Here is a 16,236-nt window from a genome sequence, read left to right as displayed (position 1 = left end):
CGATCTTGTCTGCTCTGCAAGTTGTCTCGTTGGCCTGTTGGGTCAGAGGCCGAGGTCGAGGAGCCGAGCGCGGAGCTCGTCGGCTTGGTGCTCTGTCTGGGCGTAGAGGGCGGTGAATGCCTTTCCGGTTGGGAACAGCTTGGCCTCTCCGTCGTAGACGGCGAGGAGTGTGCCGTTGCCCTGCCACCAGTTGTCGGTGAGTCCTTCGACTGCGGGGACGAGGGTCAGTTCAGGGAGGGCTTGGGCGAGGTTCTGCGCTTGGCGGGCTTCATCGCCTCTCCAGACTCTGATCTGGTGCATGGTCTGAGCGATGTCGGCGAGGGCCACCGCCTCGATCCATCCGGTTACGGAGGAGTGGAGGGGCACCCAGTCCTCGTACAGGACGCCGAAGCGGCCCTGGATGTCGACGCAGAACCAGTGGGCGACCGAGTAGTGATCGGTGCCGGCGCTGAAGCATGGCCCCACGCCTTCGGCGTCGTCTGGGTCGTCTGCGTACATGACGGCCAGGCCCCCGTCGTAGAGAGGGATGGCCAGTTCGGGGAGAGCGAGGCCACCCCATCGTGCGTGGTAGTCCACCATCTTGTCGATCAGGGGCCCGGTTCTGCCGTGTTTCCGCCAGTGCTCGCGGAGCTGTTCAGCGGTCGGCACGTGCTCGCGCTGGCCTTTCTCCCGCAGAAACCGCTGTGCTCGGAGCGACAGCACTGAGGAGTCGTCAAGGATGTGCGGAATCGACACGTCTGATGGTCTCAGCTGGCGGCTCTGGCTGCGCGTTCGAGTTCGGCCCGGCTTCGCGCGGCGCTTCAGGGGTCGTCGTTGGTGAGGGTGTCGCCTGGGTGGGGTGTGCCGATGTAGATGAGGGCGACTTCGAGTTCGCCGATGCGGCGCCGGCCTAAGCCCCAGATGTCGTCCAGGCTGTGGGTGTGCCAGAGGGTGATGACGTCTGCGACGGTTCGGGGTGGAGGGAAGGGGGCGCCGTAGGCGTGGGTGAGGGTGTTGTGGGTGATGGCCGATAGGACGAGCCTGAGGCAGTCGACGGGGCAGGCCGGCGTTATGGCGTCGGTGTCGTGGGCTGCCGGGGCTGTGTGGTGGTGGGTCATCGGCGGTGGAGGCTCGGGGTCATCGGCGGGGTTGGGGTCTTGGGAGTAGTGGGTGGTTTCGGGTGTGGGTGACGCGGGCGGCGAGTTGTTGAGGGGTATCCGCGGTGAAGAGGGTTTTGCGGCCGCGTAGGGCGATCCACTGGTGGGCGAAGGGGTTGTAGAGGAACGCCCAGTGAGGGAAGCGGGTCCGCAGGTCGTGTAGGGCGTTCTGTATGTCGGTCACCGACTCGGCGGAGGTAGTTCCGCCCAGATGGTTCGGCCGGTGTGGTCGCCTTTGATGCCCCAGGCGGTGGTGAGGGCGGCGATGAGGGGGAGTCCTCGTCCGCCTTCGGTGGTGGTGCAGGTGCGGGGGCCGAAGGTGGCGGGGCCGCCCTGATCGGTGATCTCCAGGTAGGCGGTGCCGTCCTCGCGGACGGCGATGGTGGCGGTGAAGGTGCCGCCGGGGGCGCCGGTGCGGGTGTAGGTGATGGCGTTGGTGGCCAGCTCGCTGGTGATGAGTTCGGCGTCGGGGTGATCGGGTAGCCATGTGCGGGCGAAGCGGCGGGCTTCGCGCACCTGGTCTGTGCTCCCGGGGAATGTGTGGCTCCGCGGGGCTTCGTCTTCGCTGGGGCGTTGTCGCGGGATCATGTCGGTTCACCTCACGATCATGCAGGTCAGAGCCCTGCAGGTCCTCCTATCGATACTTAAAGTACTGGTGTAAGATTTCGAGTACAAGCTACTTCGGGTACTTGCGCCGCACAATAAGTGCTGGTCCCGTAGACAAGTACCGGTCACCGCGGCCCCGGAGTGGGCCTGCGATCAAGGGAGGGTGCGCGTGTTCGGTCTAGTTGTCCGGTTCACCTGCAAGGACGAGGCGAGCGCCGAGGCGTTCGATCAGCTCGTCGCCGAGACGATCACGAAGATCCGTGACAGGGAGCCGGGAACGCTGGTGTACGCCTCGCACCGGGTCGACGGCCAGCCGCTCCAGCGGATCTTCTACGAGCTGTACCGTGACCGGGCGGCCTTCGACGCCCACGAGGAGCAGACCCACACCAAGCACTTCCTCGGCGCTCGGGGCGAGTTGCTGTCCTCGGTCGAGGTCGACTGGTTGCAGCTGCAGAGCGGTAAGGGAACAGACGGGTGAGCATCGAGTATCAGCGCGCTCTTGGCCGGCGCATCGCCCAGGAGCGCAAACGGCGCGGCCTGTCCCAACCTGAGCTGGCCCGGCTGATCGACAGATCGGTGGCATGGGTCTCCCAGGTAGAGCGCGGGGTCCGCAAGGTCGACCGCATGTCGGTGCTGGAGAAGCTGGCCGAAGCGCTGGACGTGCCGCTGTCGGAGCTGGCCGCCGAAGCACCGGTGGTCGCTGCGGCTGCCGAGGAGATCCCCGGGACGGCCGGCCTTCGGCTGGTGCTGTCCGGGGCTCACTCGCTGCGGGCGATGCTGCACGCGGCGCCCGTCCCGCCTACCGAGCAGATCGAGTCCCGCGTCGATCACGCGTGGGAGCTGACGCACGCCAGCCGGTACCTGGAGCTGACCGACCTGCTTCAAGGGCTGGTTCCGGCCCTGGAGAGCGCGGTCCGCTCGGCCGAGGAGGAGCGGCGTGCGGAGCTGTTCACGCTGCTGGCGGTGACGTATCAGGCGTGTTCGGCGGCGCTGGCCAAGCTCGCGGAGCCGGAGGCGGCGTGGATTGCCGCGGACCGGGCGATCGTGGCGGCCGAGCGGGCGGGTGATCCACTGCTGATGGCCGCTGGGGCCTACCGGCTGGGGTTCGTGTTCCTCGGGGCACGGCACTTCGACCAGGTGGAGGAGACAGCGCGTACGGCCGCGGAGGCGTTGTGGTTCCTGGCCGAGGAGGGCAAGCCTGAGGCGATGTCGTTGTGGGGTGGGCTCACCCTGCAACGCGCCGTGGCGGCCTCCCGGCTGAACGAGGCCGACACCGCCTACGCACACCTCGCCCGCGCCCGGGAGATCGCCGAGCGCCTGGGCGAGGGACGCAACGACTACAACACCGAGTTCGGCCCGGCCAACGTCGCCTTGTATGAGGTGGCGGTGGCGGTCGAGCTGGGCGACGCCGGTCATGCTCTGCGGGTCGGGGCCGCAGTGGATACGTCATCGCTGTCCAGTGAGCGCCGCGCCCGGTTGCATGTCGATCTGGCCCGCGCGCACGCCCAGCGCCGTCAGGTGGACGAGGCGGTCGCGGCGCTGCTGGAGGCCGAGTCCATCACGCCTGAGCAGATCCGCAACCACCGGATCGCTCAGCAGCTCGTGTCTGACCTGCTCACCATGCAGGACCCGCCGTCCTCTGACCTGCGAGAACTCGCTGATCGGGTGGGCGCGTAAGAAAAGTACGTCGCCACGCACTAAAAGTACTAGCCAATACTCGTAGTACCGAGTAGCGTTTGTGTTGACGCTGAGACTCTCCGTAATCGAGGGAGGTGACAGCCCAGCACAGACGCTTCTCGCGTTTCAGGGACAGCTAGTGACAGATACGAGCACCACCGCTGCAACGACAGCGGGAGACAGGCCACACATGAAAGTGGCCTGAGCGGGAGACCCGCCCAGGCCCGGATGCGATCAGCACCCTAGTTGGCGCTTCGATGCTATCGCCTCCGGCGCTGACGGCGCGTGTTCTCCCTCGTCCATCACCCCTGCTCAGCAGGCAGACGAGAGGTCTATTCAGCATGCGCAACATCCCCATCCCCGTCGACGTGACCCGGCTCCAGTTCATCTGCGTCAAGGCCCCGTGCCCGCGCATCGTGAACAAGGAGACCGGCGAGCTCAAGACCGACAAGACCAGCGGCCAGACCGTGTATGAGGTCCTGTTCTCGGTCGAGGACACCTTCGGCAAGATCGAGCTGGTCAAGGTCAGCATCGTGGGCGAGCCGCCCATCTCCCCCGGCGACGAGGTCACCCCGGTCGGGCTGATCGGCTACGTCTGGGAGCTGTCCGGCCGCTGGGGCATCTCCTACCGCGCCGCCGCCCTCCTTCCGGCCAGCGCTCCGGCAGAGGTGCGCGGTGCTTGACACGCTGCTCATCGCGCTCGGAGTCCTGGTCACCTCGGTGGCCGGGCTCCGGGCCTGGCACCGCCGGCACTACCGCTCGTTCTGGCTGTGCCTGGTCTATCCGCTCGTGGCGCTCAGCATCCGCGCGAGCTGGCGCAAGGTCGCCCTGGGCTGCGGCCTGACCAAGAAGCGGCAGCGCTTCTGGTTCACCACCGTCCCGGGCCTGGTCTCCTCCACCGGCACCGTCCGCGTCAAGCGGCGCTTCCAGCGCGTGGCGGTCGACACCAAGCCATGGATGTGGCTGCCCCTGCCGACCCGGTACGGCTGGCGCGTCACCGTGCGGCTGCTTGAGGGGCAGATCCCGGCCGACTACGCCGAGGTCGCCGAACGGTTGGCGCACTCTTGGGGCGTCCACGCCGTCCGTGTCTCCTCCCCACGGCGCGGGCGCGTCGTCCTCGCGGCCACGACTCGGGACCCGCTGGTCCAGGTCGACCACCTACCGCCGTCGCGGGAACTGCTCAAGGTCGTCGTCGGGCGCCTGGAGACGGGCGGGCCTTGGGTCATCGACTTCCGGACGGTCCCGCATTGGATCAACGCCGGAGCCACCCAGTCCGGCAAGTCCAACCTGGCCAACGCCTTAATCGTCGGACTGGCGCCACAGCTGGTGGCATTGGTCGGGTTCGACCTCAAGGGCGGGGTCGAGTTCACGCCCTACGCCGCCCGCCTGTCCGCGCTGGCCACCACCCGCGCCGAGTCGGTCAGCCTCCTGGACGACCTGGTGACGCTCATGCTCGACCGGATGATCCTCTGCCGCAGGGCCGGGGCCCGCAACATCTGGCAGCTTCCCGACGCCACGCGGCCGACTCCCATCGTGGTCCTGGTCGATGAGCTGGCCGAGCTGTACCTGATGGCCGACAAGTCCGAGAAGGACGAGATCGCCAAGACCTCCACCGCGCTACTGCGGGTCGCGCAACTCGGCCGGGCGTTCGGGATCTACCTGTTCTGCTGCGGCCAGCGCATCGGCTCCGACCTCGGCCCCGGCGTCACCGCGCTGCGCGCTCAGTGCTCCGGGCGCATCTGCCACCGCGTCAACGACCCCGAGACCGCCACCATGACCCTCGGCGACCTCGACCCCGCGGCCCTGGTCTCCGCCAGAGCCATCGCCGCCGAGACACCCGGCGTCGCAATCGTGGCCTCCCAGGACGGCCAGTGGTACCGCGCCCGCTCCTTCCACGTCTCCGAGGCCACGGCCGAACACGCGGCCAACACCTACGCCCACCTCGCTACCGCCTGGCAGGACATCACCACCTGCGCGGGAGTGACCGATGCCGACCTCGCCGAGCTGTTCGACACCGACCCTGCCGTCCTGGAAGCGAAGGGCTGAGTCATCGTGCGACGCCTCGCCTCCTGGCTGCTGGACTCCGGTCCCGTCCTCGTCCTGGCGCTCATCGCTGGTGCCGGCTCCTTTGCCCACATCCGGGACACGGCAATAGAGCACGGACAGACGGGGCCGATGGCCTGGGCCGTGGCGGTGTGCGTCGACCTGACCTGCGTCATGGCCGCCCGGGAACGGCAACGCGACAAGAGGACCGGACGCCAGCGCAACGGCGGGTTGTCCTGGCCGACCCTCGTCCTGGTCGCCGGGATCCTGCTGTCCCTGGCCGCCAACCTCGCCCAAGCCGAACCGTCCCCGTGGGGCTGGATCACCGCCGCCACCCCGGCCGGGGCGTTCCTGATCGCCGTCTCCATGCTGGAACGCCGCGCCTCAGCCACCCATACTGCGCCGTCCCCGGCTCCGGCCCTCACTGCGGAAATCGTCCCCGAACCGACCGAGACGCCCCTGCCCGTTCCGGCCGAACGGGACGGCTCGGCCACAGAGCTCCTCGCCTACGCCCGACGCGTGGCCGAGGAATACCAGACCACGCACGACAGGCCGATCAATCACGACACCCTGCGTGCCCGTCTGGGCGTATCCCACCAACTGGCCTCCGACCTGCTGCGCCACCTGCGCACCACGCCGGACGCCCTCTGAAAGGAGAACAGCCATGTGCACCGACACCGCACGCCGTACCGCCTTCATCGCCGGACTACGAGACCTGGCCGCCTTCATCGAGGCCAACCCCGCCATCCCCGTCCCGACCGACCCGGCGATCATCACCTACTACCCCGCCCAGGCCACCGACGCCGCCCTGCGCGCCGAAGTCGACCGGATCGCCACGCTGTTCGGCACCCACGTCGACCGACGCGCGATTCCGCATGGCCTGTACACCGCCACCCGCTGCTTCGGCCCGGTCCATTACGAGGCGACAGCCATCCTCTCCAACACCCACAACGCCAACGAGTCGCCCCATGCACTCTGACCCACCGGACGACCAGGTGAGTCCGCCGGAGACCCAGCGGGGGCGGTGCTGCGACTGCGGCGGCACCGGACTCGACAGCCTCGGCATCACCTGCCAGCTCTGCGACGGCCTCGGCTTCTGCTGACCAGCCGTCGGCGCCCCCGGCGTGACCACACATCCGCCAAGACGTCCGTCACGTCGGGGGCCATCCCACACCGAACCCACAGACCCGGAAGGGACACGCCCATCATGCCCAACACAACCAGCTCAAATGCAGTGAACGAGATCATCACCCGCCTGCACGACCCCGGCTACGACCGCTGGGCCGCACAGATCAAGGCCACCGGCGGATGCCGACAACCCATCGGCCTACGCGGCCACGTCCTGCACGTCGACCGCGCCACCGGCACACTGCTTCACCGTTATTCCACCGCCACCGAGCCGGACGGCGTGCTGCGGGTGCCATGCAAGACCCGACGCGCCTCCCGCTGCCCGGCCTGCGCCGAGACCTACCGCGCCGACACCTACCAGCTCATCCGCGCGGGCCTGGCCGGCGGCAAGGGCGTCCCCGACACCGTCAGCACCCACCCCTGCCTGTTCGTCACTCTCACCGCCCCCTCCTTCGGCACCGTCCACACCCGACGCGAACGCGACGGCAAGCTGCTGCCCTGCCACCCCCGACGGGACGCGAAAACCTGCCCGCACGGGCGGGTGATGTCCTGCAGCACGCGGCACGGTGCCGACGAGGACTGTCTGGGCGAGCCGCTGTGCCCTGACTGCTACGACTACACCGGCTCGGTCTTCTTCAACGCCCTGGCCCCCGAACTGTGGCGGCGCTTCACCCTCGCGCTCCGCCGCCACGTCGCCAAGCTCACCGGCCACAGCCTCAAGGCCCTGCGCGAGGAACTCACCATCGCCTTCGCCAAGGTCGCCGAATACCAGCGCCGCGGCGTCGTCCACTTCCACGCCATCATCCGCCTCGACGGCCCGGAAGGACCCGACTGCTCACCTCCGGACTGGGCGACCGTTGACGTGCTCGGGCAAGCCGTCCGGCACGCCCACCAGGCCGTTACTGTCAAAGCACCGGCCGTCGACGGCAAGCCGTCCCCAGTGCTGCGCTGGGGCAGTCAGCTCGATATCCGGCCCATCACCCTCGACGGTGAACTCACCGACCAGGCCGTGGCCGGCTACATCGCCAAGTACGCCACCAAAGCCGCCGAATGCGTCGGCACCCTCGACCGGCGCATCAACCCCACCGAAGACCTGACCAGCCTCCCGATCCGCGAGCACCCCCGGCGGCTCATCGCCGAGTGCTTCCGCCTGGCCGCCATGGAAGAACTCAGCGACCTCCGACTCGCCGAATGGGCCCACATGCTCGGCTTCCGCGGCCACTTCTCCACCAAGTCCCGCCACTACTCCACCACCTTCGGCAAGATCCGCGCCGAACGCGTCGACCACCAACGCCAAGAAGCCGTCTCCACCGGACGGCTGCCCCTGTTCGAAGAGGACACCGTCCTCGTCATCGCCCACTGGGCCTACGCCGGAAAGGGCCTGTCCGTCGCCGACGCCGTCCTAGCCGCAGCCCTGGCAGGAAGTGTCCCGCCAGCCGACGAGGGGGTGAGCACATGGCCAAGCTGCTCCTGACCGTCCCGGAAGCCGTTGAAGCACTGTCGATCTCGCGCGCGAAGCTCTATCAGCTCATGGATTCGGGCGCCATTCCCTACCTGCACATCGATCGCTGTCGCCGCATACCGCTATCCGGGCTTGAGGCGTACATCGCCGAACGGCTGGCAAAGGAGACCGCGGCATGACCAGGGCTTCCGCAACGTCTCGAAATGGCCAGGGTGACGGTAAGCAAGCCGGGAAACGGGGGCAGTCCAAGCTCCGTGACGGCGTCATGAAGCGCGGCTCTACCTGGTCGTACGTCATCCGGGTCAAGGACCCAGACACGGGCACCAGTAAGCCGAAGTGGGTCGGAGGATTCGCCACCGAGAACGACGCCAAGGAAGCCCGGGACGAAGCGCGCGTGAAGGCACGCCGAGGCGATTACGTCGATCGCAACAAGATCACTGTAGGCGAGTACCTGGACGACTGGATCGAGACGCACGCGATGGAGATCAAGCCGCGTACGCTCAAGGACTACAAGATGATCATTCGGCTGTACGTCCGGCCGAGGATCGGAAATATGCGGCTGCAGGCCGTCCGGCCGAGCACGATCACCAAGCTGTACAGCGACCTTCGCGCCAAGGCGGCAAGGACAGCGGGCCGTTGTCGACGCGGTCGGTGAACCACGTCCATGCGGTCCTGCGGAAGGCCTTCGGCGACGCGGTCAAAGTCGAGGAGCTGCTGACCTCGAATCCGGTCGAGCGGGCGAAGCGGCCCAAGCACACGTATGCCGAGCCGGGAAGCGTCTGGACCCCTGACCAGCTAGTCACCTTCCTGTCCCTCGCCCGGTCGCATCGGCTGTTCGCCTTCTTCCACCTCGCGGCGTACACGGGAGCGCGCCGCGGTGAGCTGGTGAATCTGCGCTGGTCGAACGTGGACCTGGACGGCAAGGCGATCACCATCGCGGGATCGGCCGGCATCGTGGATGGAGAGCGCATCGAGGGCACCACGAAGAGCGGACGGATTCGGGTGGTCAGCATCGACGACGAGACCGTCGCCGTGCTCAGAGAGCACCAGGCGCGGCAGGAGGCCGACAGGGCGACTGCGGGGGAGGAGTGGAGCGGGCAGAAGGATCTCCACGTCTTCACGACGGGCTTCGGGCGGCCGATCTACCCCGACACCGTCACCCAGTTGATCCGGGACCTCGTGAAGGCGCACAACGCCGCTCAGCCCTCCTCGGAGCGGCTGCCGTTCGCACGGCTGCACGACCTTCGGCACGTCCATGCCACCACGCTCCTGCTGGCAGGCGTACCGGTGCATGTGGTCGCCGCGCGACTCGGGCACGCGGACCCTGCCATCACGCTCAGGGTGTACGCCCATGTGATCCGGTCGGCGGAAGCGTCCGCGGCCGATGTCTTCGCGCAAGCGCTGAAGGGGACGGCATAGGGCCGCTGTTAGCAAAGGTGTTAGCAAACACCCTCGGACGCAAGGCGGTCCGGGGGTGTTTTCGCTGGTGGGCCGCCAGGGACTCGAACCCTGAACCTACGGATTAAAAGCTCGGACGATCATGGTTCCAGGCAGTTCAATGCAGGTCAACGTGCATGCGCGGTCCGCCCTGAACGGCCCTGGATCACCCTGAACTGCAACCCAAACTGCAACCCGCAATGGCCGGGAACCAGCCGTACGATTGCGAAGCCACCAAGATCGGACTGTCTATCTGCTGGCCCACTCAAGGTTGAGCGATACATCGATACAGAAGACCGCCTCATCCTTAGGGCTATGAGACTACTCTGTTGCTGTAGGAGGGCAGGTGGTTATATTGGCAAGCAGATCAACTAGGGCAGCCTTAGCTCTTTCATCGTTTCTTGTCGGCGCAGGCTTCATGGCGCTAATTGTGAGACGTTGTGAAACACCGCCTGACGCACAAGGGCGAGAAGAGGCGCACCATGATGCGCCGATCCGATCCTCTGTTGAGCCCGACAGGGATTATGCTGTAGCCGAAATGCCAGCCAAAAGCACTCTGCTTCGTGAGCTTGTTCTCGCCGAAGGCACTTGGCAAGCGGTAATCTTTGCAGCGATAAGCCTTAGCTTTGTCAAATTGATGATTGTCTCACTCGGTGACCCTCGCCTAGCTGTTGCTGTGTTGACGCATTCCGGCTACTTTCCGCCCCTCGCGTACATCCTGATGTCTACGCTGCCGTTAGTCTTGATGTTGGCAGTGGTCACCATTATTGAATATAGGCTTGCTGTTGCCGAGGCGTACAAAACCCCGGTTCTGACTGCTGGTGCGCTTGCTGCGCTGGTTTGGACACTGCTGCTCCAGTCGTTGATTGCGGCAGCATGGATGTTAGTGATGACGGTTGCCGTGCTGATCTTGTTCGTCATTCTGAATGTCGTCAAGATAAAGAGTGCTCGCAAAACCGGAAAGCAGGTCTCCATTCAGGAGTACATGCAGATCCGCCGACGCGAGATAATCACGACATCACTGCTCGCTGTTGCCGCGAGTTCCTTTTCGTTCATTACTTCTGACACCCCCTGGGCCACAACTGAGCTAGTAAGCACCACTCAGAAGCAGTATCAAGGCCTAGTTCTCAGCGAAGGGGAGAACTGGCTCGTTCTGCTTGAAGTGAATCCGCGTGCCATTCAATTTGTGCCGGCGGGGGATGTGAAAAAGAGGGAAGTGTGCCTTGGTGACTCTAGCAATCAGACGGTTGCCACCCTGATCGGAAAGAGGAGTGCGCCGGGAGGCATTAAATGTCCTGATCGCTTCACCAAGTAGGACACGCTGACGGCACCAGCACTGCAACCTTGGGAATCGTGGGCTTTGCCTGTCGCGAGTAGCTTCCGGTGCTCGGTGGGCCGGGACTGAGGAACGAAGTCCCGGACCTTCGATCGCCCCCCACCCCGTGTGATGGCTAGCCACAGCATGGCGATCGTCGTGCTGTATCTGGGCGGCGGCGGCGCGTCCCTGGACGGCGGGTGCGGTTTGGTACGGCGGGTGCTGCGTACGGTGGGCGGCCCGCGTTCCCGCCGCCGGCCGGGACCGGCGCCCACGCCGCACGCCCGGCCGGGCGGAGCGGGCGGCGGGCCGTGCGGCGGCGCGGAGCGCCGTCGCCTTGATACCTAAGAGCGAAATTCGGCAAGGTCCGCGGTTAGCTGGCCGTCGTTGGAAGTGCGGACAGGGCCAGGTGCCAGGGGTAGGTGCTGGTGTGGTCGGCTCCGGAGTTGGGTGCGTGGGGCTCGAACTGTCCGGGGCCAAGCAGGACTTGGACGCCTTCGGCGCGCAGGTTGTCGACGCTGCGGCGGAAGGGTGCTCGGCTGGCCAGGGCGGTGTTGACGAAGGGCAAGACTACGACGGGAATGCCGAGGCCGGGGGCTTCGGCGAGGAGGCCGAGGGCGTAGGTGTCGGCGAGGCCTTGGGCGAATTTGTTGATGGTGTTGTAGGTGGTGGGGGCCACGATGATGGCATCTGCCCTGGGTGATTTGGGTTCGTCTGGCTTCCGGTACTGGCTGCGGACGGGGCGGCCGGTCTGCTTTTTCAGGGCAGGTACGTCGATGAAGTCGAGGGCGGACGGGGTGGCGATGATCTGGACGGTCCATCCGGCGTCTTGGGCAAGGGTGACGAGCTTGCCGACGTCTCCGGCGGGGCCGGCGGCACACACGATGATGTACAGGACCTTGCTCACGCCAGCGCTCCCAGGGACTCGGCGTATTCGCGGGCCTCGCGCCGGACGGTGATGGGGGCGGTGGCGAGCAGGTCGCGGACCAGGCGCAGGGTGGCGGGACGGGCGGTGATCTCTTCGGGGGCGATTTCGCCGGCGGCGCGCAGTACGTAGAGGGCTTGGTCGTGTTTGTTCCAGGTGAGGAACGCGCGGGCGGTGTCGAGCAAGAGGGTGGCTTTGCGTTCGTTGATCGGCAGGGCGTCGATGTCGACTTGGCGGGCGTAGTCGATGGCAGTGCCGGCGTCGCCCATGGTGAGGGCGATGTTGACCCGGTGGCACAGGACGTTGCCCGGGCCGAAGGCTGTCCACATGTGGTTGCCGTCGTGGCCGAGTCTGCGGCCTGCCTGGTCGGCTTCGTCGAGCAGTTCGGCGGCGGTGTGCCGGTTGCCGGTCTGGGCGGCGGCAACGGCTCCGGACAGGAGTAGGGACCCGTAGATCGAAAGGTCGTTGTCGCTCGGGCGAGTGAGGTCGGTGTCCATTCGCTGGGCGGCGGCGCTGGCAGTGGTGATGGCGGCGCGATGGTGTTTGCCGTCCATGAGAGCGCGGGTGATGATCCGGGCGCTGGAGCCGATTAGCAAAGGGTTCTGGGAGGCGTGAGCAGCTTGGGTGCTGCGGTCGGCTGCCAGCCAGGCGAGACCTTTGTCGTCTTGCTTGAGCAGGATGGATGCGGCGACGTGATGCGCTTCGGCAGAGAGCACGTGTGCCCGGTGGCGTGCGTCTCCGGTCGTCGTAGTGCAGGCGACGCGGACGGCGCGCAGGAGATCGGGAAGCATCGCGGTTACTTCGGTGTAGCGGCATGCCTGGTAGGTGCTCTTGGCGTGGGCGACGGTGCGGGTGAGTGCGGGTAGGTCGATGGGCTGGTCTGTGGGGACCGGGTAGTCGACCAGGGCGGCGGCGATGTCTTCGGTGCCGTCTGCGGGCCGGCTGGTGGGGGTGGGCTGGAGTACGGCGCTGAACAGGGCGGCGCCTGTCAGTCCGACGAAGTCGCGGCGTTTCATGGTGTCCTCGTCCTCCCCTGAGCGGACGAGATTCACAGTAGGCGGCGCAATCCGGGGGGTCTGTTGCGGTGGCGGGGTGGTATCCCGGGACGGGATGGCGGCGGATGGGGTGCGGGGGGCCAGTCCGAGGGCGATGCGAGCGTGATCGGGCATGGCCAGTCCATCGGCGATGCGCTCGAATACCTCAAGGGCGCTGACCTGCATGGAGCCGTTCATAATCGCGCTGACCTTGCCTTGGCTGAGGTTCACCGCGATACCGATCCGGGTTTGGCTCATACCGCCGTATTGCCGGACCAAGTGGAACACCTTGCCGACATCGCGAGCGGATAGCGCCTCGGATACGTCTTTACGCTGCCAAAACGTCGCAGAAAGGCCGATGGGCTCGCTCGCCTGTGCCCGCATGCGCTCGTTCTCCCAGGTCGTTACGGATGGCCGACTTCCAACAGGTAGGGGACCTTGGGCTATCCCGTCAAGGGATATCGGCTCGGGATGGGATGTCGATCCGGCATTAACAACTCTGGACTCATGCGTTTCCACAGTGAACAGGACCAGACGGAATGCCCTGCCTGTCGTGGGAAGGGCTGGCGCTTCGTCAGGGCGCATCGGGTCAATGCCGAGTCTCGGCTGGCGGGTGAGCCGGTGGCCTTGCGTCGCGTGGCGTGCTTCGAGTGCCCGGTGGTCGAGAACGAAGCGGCATGACCTGTCGATTCTTGCTGTCGTGAGGGGGAAGGGAGCCGGCATGGTGATCGCGTCCGACCTGGTGACTCAGGACTTCGCGGCGATGCAGGGGACGGTGCTCGCCGCGTTCAACGACGAGTTGAAAAGGTACGGCGTCGGTGGACGGGTGGTCCGGGTGATACGCCTGTCCCTGCGATCGCAGAACTTCTCCGTACCCGGTTATGTTCCTCCTGAGCTGGAGGTGCGCGGGGCGGATCGCCGGTTGCGCGCGACGGTGACGATCGTGTCGAACGGTAAGGCGCTGGCGTACTGCGTTCAGCCGGTCGAGGACGAGTTGCGTTTCGTCTTCCCGGTGAACGAGGCCGCCGAGGCGGTGGGGTTCCTGGTGGGCCGGGCGCGGGACTGGCAGGGGCCACGGTGACTGGGGTTGTCACGCTGGGGGAGCTCCAGCAGCGTCACGCGAACAGGTGGCAGATTCTGGACTTTCACGGTGGGTGGGTCGCCTACCGGCATCACTCGTGGTCGGCGCAGGCGGCGGACTTCGGCATCCGGAATGTGGTGGGTGCCGATACGTTGGCCGGTCTCGCGGCTCGGCTGGATGAGCAGGACAGGGTGGAAGCCCGACGTAAGGGACTGGCTGTCCCGGCGCCGCGTACTCCCCCCGACGTTGGGCCGGTTCGGGCTGGTTAACCCTGTCCTGGACGAGCCCTCACGACTTCCTGATCGTGAGGGCTCGTCCGCATGCGCTGATCCTTTGCGGGGGTTGTCGGGTGTGCGCGTTACCGCTGGTAGGGCCTACGCATAGGTTGGCTGTCCTGCTAACGTGCTTGATTAGGCAGGCAAGCTGAATGCGAGGGTCCCGGGATGTCGTTCGAGTACACACCCCCCAAATACGCGCAATTGATCGCCGAGCTAGAACGGCGAATCGAGTCCGGGGAGTACCCGCCGGGTTCTCCGCTGCCCAGTGAGCACCAGCTCATGGCCGAGTTCGGCATGGCCCGCCCGACGGTGGTCAAAGCGCTTGGGGTACTGCGGGACAACGGGTGGATCATCTCCGAGCAGGGCAAGGGCCGCTTCGTGCGTGGCCGGCCTGCGCTGGCCGCGGGGCAGCACCCGCGTACCGGCCGGGAACTGCTGGACCGCAAAGAGATCCCCAGCACGACACGGCTGCTATCGGCTGGCCCGGTCAAGGCTCCTCGGCGGATCGCCTCCTATCTCGGTCTGGATGACGGCGCCTCGGTGGTGCTGCGCAAGACGCTGGTCAATCAGGGGGATGAGCCCTCGGAGATCGTGTCGGTGTGGCTGCGGCCGGAGTTGGCCGAGGGGACGGCGTTTGCCGCGTCGGCGGAGCTTCCTCAAGGGGTCGGCCGGCTGGTGGAGTCGGCGGCCGGGGTGGGGCTGGATCACATCGTTGAGCATCTGACCGCGCGTAACCCGACCAAGGAGGAACGTGGCCTGCTCGGCGTCGCGGCATCGGCTGCGCTGCTGGATCTGTACGCGGTGGCGTGTGATGCGACCGGTAGAGCGCATGTGGTGCTTCAGACCGTGCTGCCGGGGGACCGTCACGAGCTGGAAGACGCCTATCCGATCCGGTAATCGAAGTTTCCCAATGAAGCCCGCTTGGTTTGCTTGACTAGCCAAGCGGGCTTCGCGTTTACTGGTGTCACCAAGCTTGGTCAGTCAAGCTGGCTGAGCGGATGACAGGAGAGATGTAACATGGCGCTACAGGGTCCTATCCCGATCAACTTCGAGCAGGTTTTCCCGCACGGCTGCTACATCGTGGGCGAGGTCGAGCCGGTCAAGGACTTCGAAGCCTCCACCGGCGGCAGGTTCGTCCAGGGACGTGACAAGAACACCGGTGAGCTGGTCTGGCAGGTCGCGGTGATGGACGCCGACCCGACCGTCAAGGCCGCGCAGAAGACTGTGGCGGTCAAGATCCTCGCTCCGATGCAGCCGGTTCCCCCGGCGCCCATGGCGGGCCTGCCCATCACCCCGGTCGAGTTCGACGGCATGACCGTCACCCCGTACGTCCACCAGGCGACGGGGCGGCTGGCCTACTCCATCCGTGCTCGGGAGATGCGCACTCCCCGACCCATCGGCAAGCCGGCCTCGGCCGCGAGCAGGGACGCCGCGTGACCTCGCGCCGGTCGGGGGTGTCCTGGACGCAGACCTTCCTACACGTCCAGGGCCGCGGGGCGGCCACCTGCCACACCTACCCCGACCGCACACCGATCCTGGAGCTGTCGGCCGGGGTAAGCGTGGTCAAGCTCGTCCTTCCGTCCACGCGCGTCGATGACGCGCTGCGGGTCTTTGCCCGGGAGCTGGCCGAGCAGGCGGCCATCTTCGCCCGCGAGGTCGAGCGCATGCACCACAGCCCGACCACCCACAACACGACGCGAGAGGAGAACGTGGCATGAGCGGCTACAGCTACACCACCATCAGCATTCACCCGGGCGAGTCCCCCCGGGTGGGGGTGAGCATCCACCCCGACGACCATGCCAAGGTCGCCTACTACCCGGCGGGCGACAGTGCCCGCGCGTTCCTGGCCGTCGACTACGGCGACGCCTGGGTGAACATCGGCACGACCTCCGACACCACCGTCACCGACACGCACGTGAAGTTCGCCCGCGACCTGTTCGACGCGGCGGCGCGGTTCCTGGCCGACTGCGAGCGCCTGTGCGACCAGCACGCCCGGCAGGCCACCGACCAGACGACGCCCGGCAAGGCCGCCTGAGCCGTTGCAGGTGGGGCCGCTGGAAGCGGCAACTTCCGGCGGCCCCCGGGTTCCTCTCCCCTTCGACTCTCACATCACG

General features: G+C 66.6%; 22 protein-coding genes and 1 tRNA gene. 17 read left to right on the top strand and 6 right to left on the bottom strand.

Translation table 11 applies throughout. The annotated features are described in order from the left end of the window. Positions 1–42: 42 nt before the first annotated feature. The 3 genes from ACZ6QO_RS33570 to ACZ6QO_RS33560 form a co-directional block, all read right to left on the bottom strand. Positions 43–735, bottom strand: coding sequence for a hypothetical protein (locus ACZ6QO_RS33570; RefSeq protein WP_465856779.1), 693 nt, complete (start codon positions 733–735; stop codon positions 43–45). A gap of 65 nt (positions 736–800) precedes the next feature. Then, a complete protein-coding gene (locus tag ACZ6QO_RS33565; RefSeq protein WP_465856777.1) occupies positions 801–1,097 on the bottom strand; it encodes a hypothetical protein in 297 nt (98 codons plus the stop codon). Positions 1,098–1,316: 219 nt separating this feature from the next. Further along, positions 1,317–1,724 carry an ATP-binding protein gene (locus tag ACZ6QO_RS33560; RefSeq protein WP_465856775.1) on the bottom strand — a complete coding sequence of 136 codons (408 nt, stop codon included), beginning with the start codon at positions 1,722–1,724 and terminating at the stop codon, positions 1,317–1,319. Positions 1,725–1,911: 187 nt separating this feature from the next. Between ACZ6QO_RS33560 and ACZ6QO_RS33555 the strand changes: the two genes are divergently transcribed. The 11 genes from ACZ6QO_RS33555 to ACZ6QO_RS33505 all read left to right on the top strand — a co-directional run bounded on the left by ACZ6QO_RS33555 (position 1,912) and on the right by ACZ6QO_RS33505 (position 9,471). Further along, positions 1,912–2,220: a putative quinol monooxygenase gene (locus ACZ6QO_RS33555; protein WP_465856773.1), complete on the top strand. Its 309-nt coding sequence runs from the start codon at positions 1,912–1,914 to the stop codon at positions 2,218–2,220. Then, complete coding sequence (locus ACZ6QO_RS33550) at positions 2,217–3,419, top strand: helix-turn-helix domain-containing protein (RefSeq protein WP_465856771.1); 1,203 nt, start codon at positions 2,217–2,219, stop codon at positions 3,417–3,419. Before ACZ6QO_RS33555 ends, ACZ6QO_RS33550 begins: the two co-directional genes overlap by 4 nt. A gap of 341 nt (positions 3,420–3,760) precedes the next feature. Then, positions 3,761–4,102, top strand: a complete 342-nt coding sequence (locus tag ACZ6QO_RS33545) for an SCO3933 family regulatory protein (protein ID WP_465856769.1) — start codon at positions 3,761–3,763, stop codon at positions 4,100–4,102. Continuing rightward, a complete protein-coding gene (locus ACZ6QO_RS33540; protein ID WP_465856767.1) occupies positions 4,095–5,465 on the top strand; it encodes an FtsK/SpoIIIE domain-containing protein in 1,371 nt (456 codons plus the stop codon). The genes ACZ6QO_RS33545 and ACZ6QO_RS33540 overlap by 8 nt, the downstream gene beginning before the upstream one ends. A 6-nt stretch (positions 5,466–5,471) precedes the next feature. Further along, the gene (locus tag ACZ6QO_RS33535; protein ID WP_465856766.1) at positions 5,472–6,113 is read left to right on the top strand and encodes a DUF2637 domain-containing protein; all 642 of its coding nucleotides are present in this window, start codon (positions 5,472–5,474) and stop codon (positions 6,111–6,113) included. Between the two features lie 13 nt (positions 6,114–6,126). Then, on the top strand, positions 6,127–6,441 hold the full coding sequence (locus tag ACZ6QO_RS33530) for a hypothetical protein (RefSeq protein ID WP_465856764.1): 315 nt from the start codon (positions 6,127–6,129) through the stop codon (positions 6,439–6,441). After that, positions 6,431–6,565, top strand: a complete 135-nt coding sequence (locus ACZ6QO_RS33525) for a hypothetical protein (RefSeq protein WP_465856762.1) — start codon at positions 6,431–6,433, stop codon at positions 6,563–6,565. Before ACZ6QO_RS33530 ends, ACZ6QO_RS33525 begins: the two co-directional genes overlap by 11 nt. 104 nt (positions 6,566–6,669) lie before the next feature. After that, on the top strand, positions 6,670–8,064 hold the full coding sequence (locus ACZ6QO_RS33520; protein ID WP_465856760.1) for a replication initiator: 1,395 nt from the start codon (positions 6,670–6,672) through the stop codon (positions 8,062–8,064). Further along, the gene (locus ACZ6QO_RS33515; protein WP_465856758.1) at positions 8,046–8,231 is read left to right on the top strand and encodes a helix-turn-helix domain-containing protein; all 186 of its coding nucleotides are present in this window, start codon (positions 8,046–8,048) and stop codon (positions 8,229–8,231) included. The genes ACZ6QO_RS33520 and ACZ6QO_RS33515 overlap by 19 nt, the downstream gene beginning before the upstream one ends. After that, positions 8,228–8,707 (top strand): tyrosine-type recombinase/integrase, encoded by a 480-nt coding sequence (locus ACZ6QO_RS33510; RefSeq protein ID WP_465856756.1) that lies wholly within the window; start codon positions 8,228–8,230, stop codon positions 8,705–8,707. The genes ACZ6QO_RS33515 and ACZ6QO_RS33510 overlap by 4 nt, the downstream gene beginning before the upstream one ends. Next, positions 8,704–9,471 (top strand): tyrosine-type recombinase/integrase, encoded by a 768-nt coding sequence (locus tag ACZ6QO_RS33505; protein WP_465856754.1) that lies wholly within the window; start codon positions 8,704–8,706, stop codon positions 9,469–9,471. Before ACZ6QO_RS33510 ends, ACZ6QO_RS33505 begins: the two co-directional genes overlap by 4 nt. Before the next feature lie 65 nt (positions 9,472–9,536). Here the strand turns inward: ACZ6QO_RS33505 and ACZ6QO_RS33500 are convergent. Next, a tRNA-OTHER gene (locus ACZ6QO_RS33500) sits at positions 9,537–9,651 on the bottom strand. Between the two features lie 184 nt (positions 9,652–9,835). Here ACZ6QO_RS33500 and ACZ6QO_RS33495 point away from each other — a divergent pair. Next, positions 9,836–10,804, top strand: a complete 969-nt coding sequence (locus tag ACZ6QO_RS33495) for a hypothetical protein (protein WP_465856752.1) — start codon at positions 9,836–9,838, stop codon at positions 10,802–10,804. 373 nt (positions 10,805–11,177) lie between these two features. Here the strand turns inward: ACZ6QO_RS33495 and ACZ6QO_RS33490 are convergent, their stop codons facing one another. Together ACZ6QO_RS33490 and ACZ6QO_RS33485 are read right to left on the bottom strand one after the other, a co-directional pair. Next, a complete protein-coding gene (locus ACZ6QO_RS33490; protein WP_465856750.1) occupies positions 11,178–11,711 on the bottom strand; it encodes a flavoprotein in 534 nt (177 codons plus the stop codon). Then, on the bottom strand, positions 11,708–13,147 hold the full coding sequence (locus ACZ6QO_RS33485; protein WP_465856748.1) for an XRE family transcriptional regulator: 1,440 nt from the start codon (positions 13,145–13,147) through the stop codon (positions 11,708–11,710). Before ACZ6QO_RS33485 ends, ACZ6QO_RS33490 begins: the two co-directional genes overlap by 4 nt. A gap of 337 nt (positions 13,148–13,484) precedes the next feature. On the opposite strand from ACZ6QO_RS33485, the gene ACZ6QO_RS33480 reads away from it, so the two are divergent. From ACZ6QO_RS33480 to ACZ6QO_RS33460, 5 genes are all read left to right on the top strand, one after another. Next, positions 13,485–13,844, top strand: a complete 360-nt coding sequence (locus ACZ6QO_RS33480) for a hypothetical protein (RefSeq protein WP_465856746.1) — start codon at positions 13,485–13,487, stop codon at positions 13,842–13,844. 443 nt (positions 13,845–14,287) lie between these two features. Further along, positions 14,288–15,019, top strand: a complete 732-nt coding sequence (locus ACZ6QO_RS33475) for a GntR family transcriptional regulator (protein WP_465856744.1) — start codon at positions 14,288–14,290, stop codon at positions 15,017–15,019. 120 nt (positions 15,020–15,139) lie between these two features. Further along, the gene (locus tag ACZ6QO_RS33470; protein WP_465856742.1) at positions 15,140–15,559 is read left to right on the top strand and encodes a plasmid replication, integration and excision activator; all 420 of its coding nucleotides are present in this window, start codon (positions 15,140–15,142) and stop codon (positions 15,557–15,559) included. Then, a complete protein-coding gene (locus ACZ6QO_RS33465; RefSeq protein WP_465856741.1) occupies positions 15,556–15,840 on the top strand; it encodes a hypothetical protein in 285 nt (94 codons plus the stop codon). Before ACZ6QO_RS33470 ends, ACZ6QO_RS33465 begins: the two co-directional genes overlap by 4 nt. Next, positions 15,837–16,157 (top strand): hypothetical protein, encoded by a 321-nt coding sequence (locus ACZ6QO_RS33460; RefSeq protein WP_465856739.1) that lies wholly within the window; start codon positions 15,837–15,839, stop codon positions 16,155–16,157. The genes ACZ6QO_RS33465 and ACZ6QO_RS33460 overlap by 4 nt, the downstream gene beginning before the upstream one ends. The last annotated feature ends 79 nt before the right edge of the window (positions 16,158–16,236 follow it).

Source organism: Sphaerisporangium sp. NPDC049457 (assembly GCF_055586705.1).
Note: the sequence above shows the minus strand (reverse complement) of the source record. Positions and strands in the feature narration are given on the sequence as shown.

Excerpts from the sequence above, each read along its gene's own strand:
- ACZ6QO_RS33565 (WP_465856777.1), bottom strand. The coding sequence starts at position 1,097 with ATGACCCACCACCACACAGCCCCGGCAGCCCACGACACCGACGCCATA.
- ACZ6QO_RS33560 (WP_465856775.1), bottom strand. The coding sequence starts at position 1,724 with ATGATCCCGCGACAACGCCCCAGCGAAGACGAAGCCCCGCGGAGCCAC.
- ACZ6QO_RS33545 (WP_465856769.1), top strand. The coding sequence starts at position 3,761 with ATGCGCAACATCCCCATCCCCGTCGACGTGACCCGGCTCCAGTTCATC.
- ACZ6QO_RS33530 (WP_465856764.1), top strand. The coding sequence starts at position 6,127 with ATGTGCACCGACACCGCACGCCGTACCGCCTTCATCGCCGGACTACGA.
- ACZ6QO_RS33525 (WP_465856762.1), top strand. The coding sequence starts at position 6,431 with ATGCACTCTGACCCACCGGACGACCAGGTGAGTCCGCCGGAGACCCAG.
- ACZ6QO_RS33520 (WP_465856760.1), top strand. The coding sequence starts at position 6,670 with ATGCCCAACACAACCAGCTCAAATGCAGTGAACGAGATCATCACCCGC.
- ACZ6QO_RS33515 (WP_465856758.1), top strand. The coding sequence starts at position 8,046 with ATGGCCAAGCTGCTCCTGACCGTCCCGGAAGCCGTTGAAGCACTGTCG.
- ACZ6QO_RS33510 (WP_465856756.1), top strand. The coding sequence starts at position 8,228 with ATGACCAGGGCTTCCGCAACGTCTCGAAATGGCCAGGGTGACGGTAAG.
- ACZ6QO_RS33485 (WP_465856748.1), bottom strand. The coding sequence starts at position 13,147 with ATGCGGGCACAGGCGAGCGAGCCCATCGGCCTTTCTGCGACGTTTTGG.
- ACZ6QO_RS33480 (WP_465856746.1), top strand. The coding sequence starts at position 13,485 with ATGGTGATCGCGTCCGACCTGGTGACTCAGGACTTCGCGGCGATGCAG.
- ACZ6QO_RS33475 (WP_465856744.1), top strand. The coding sequence starts at position 14,288 with ATGTCGTTCGAGTACACACCCCCCAAATACGCGCAATTGATCGCCGAG.
- ACZ6QO_RS33470 (WP_465856742.1), top strand. The coding sequence starts at position 15,140 with ATGGCGCTACAGGGTCCTATCCCGATCAACTTCGAGCAGGTTTTCCCG.
- ACZ6QO_RS33460 (WP_465856739.1), top strand. The coding sequence starts at position 15,837 with ATGAGCGGCTACAGCTACACCACCATCAGCATTCACCCGGGCGAGTCC.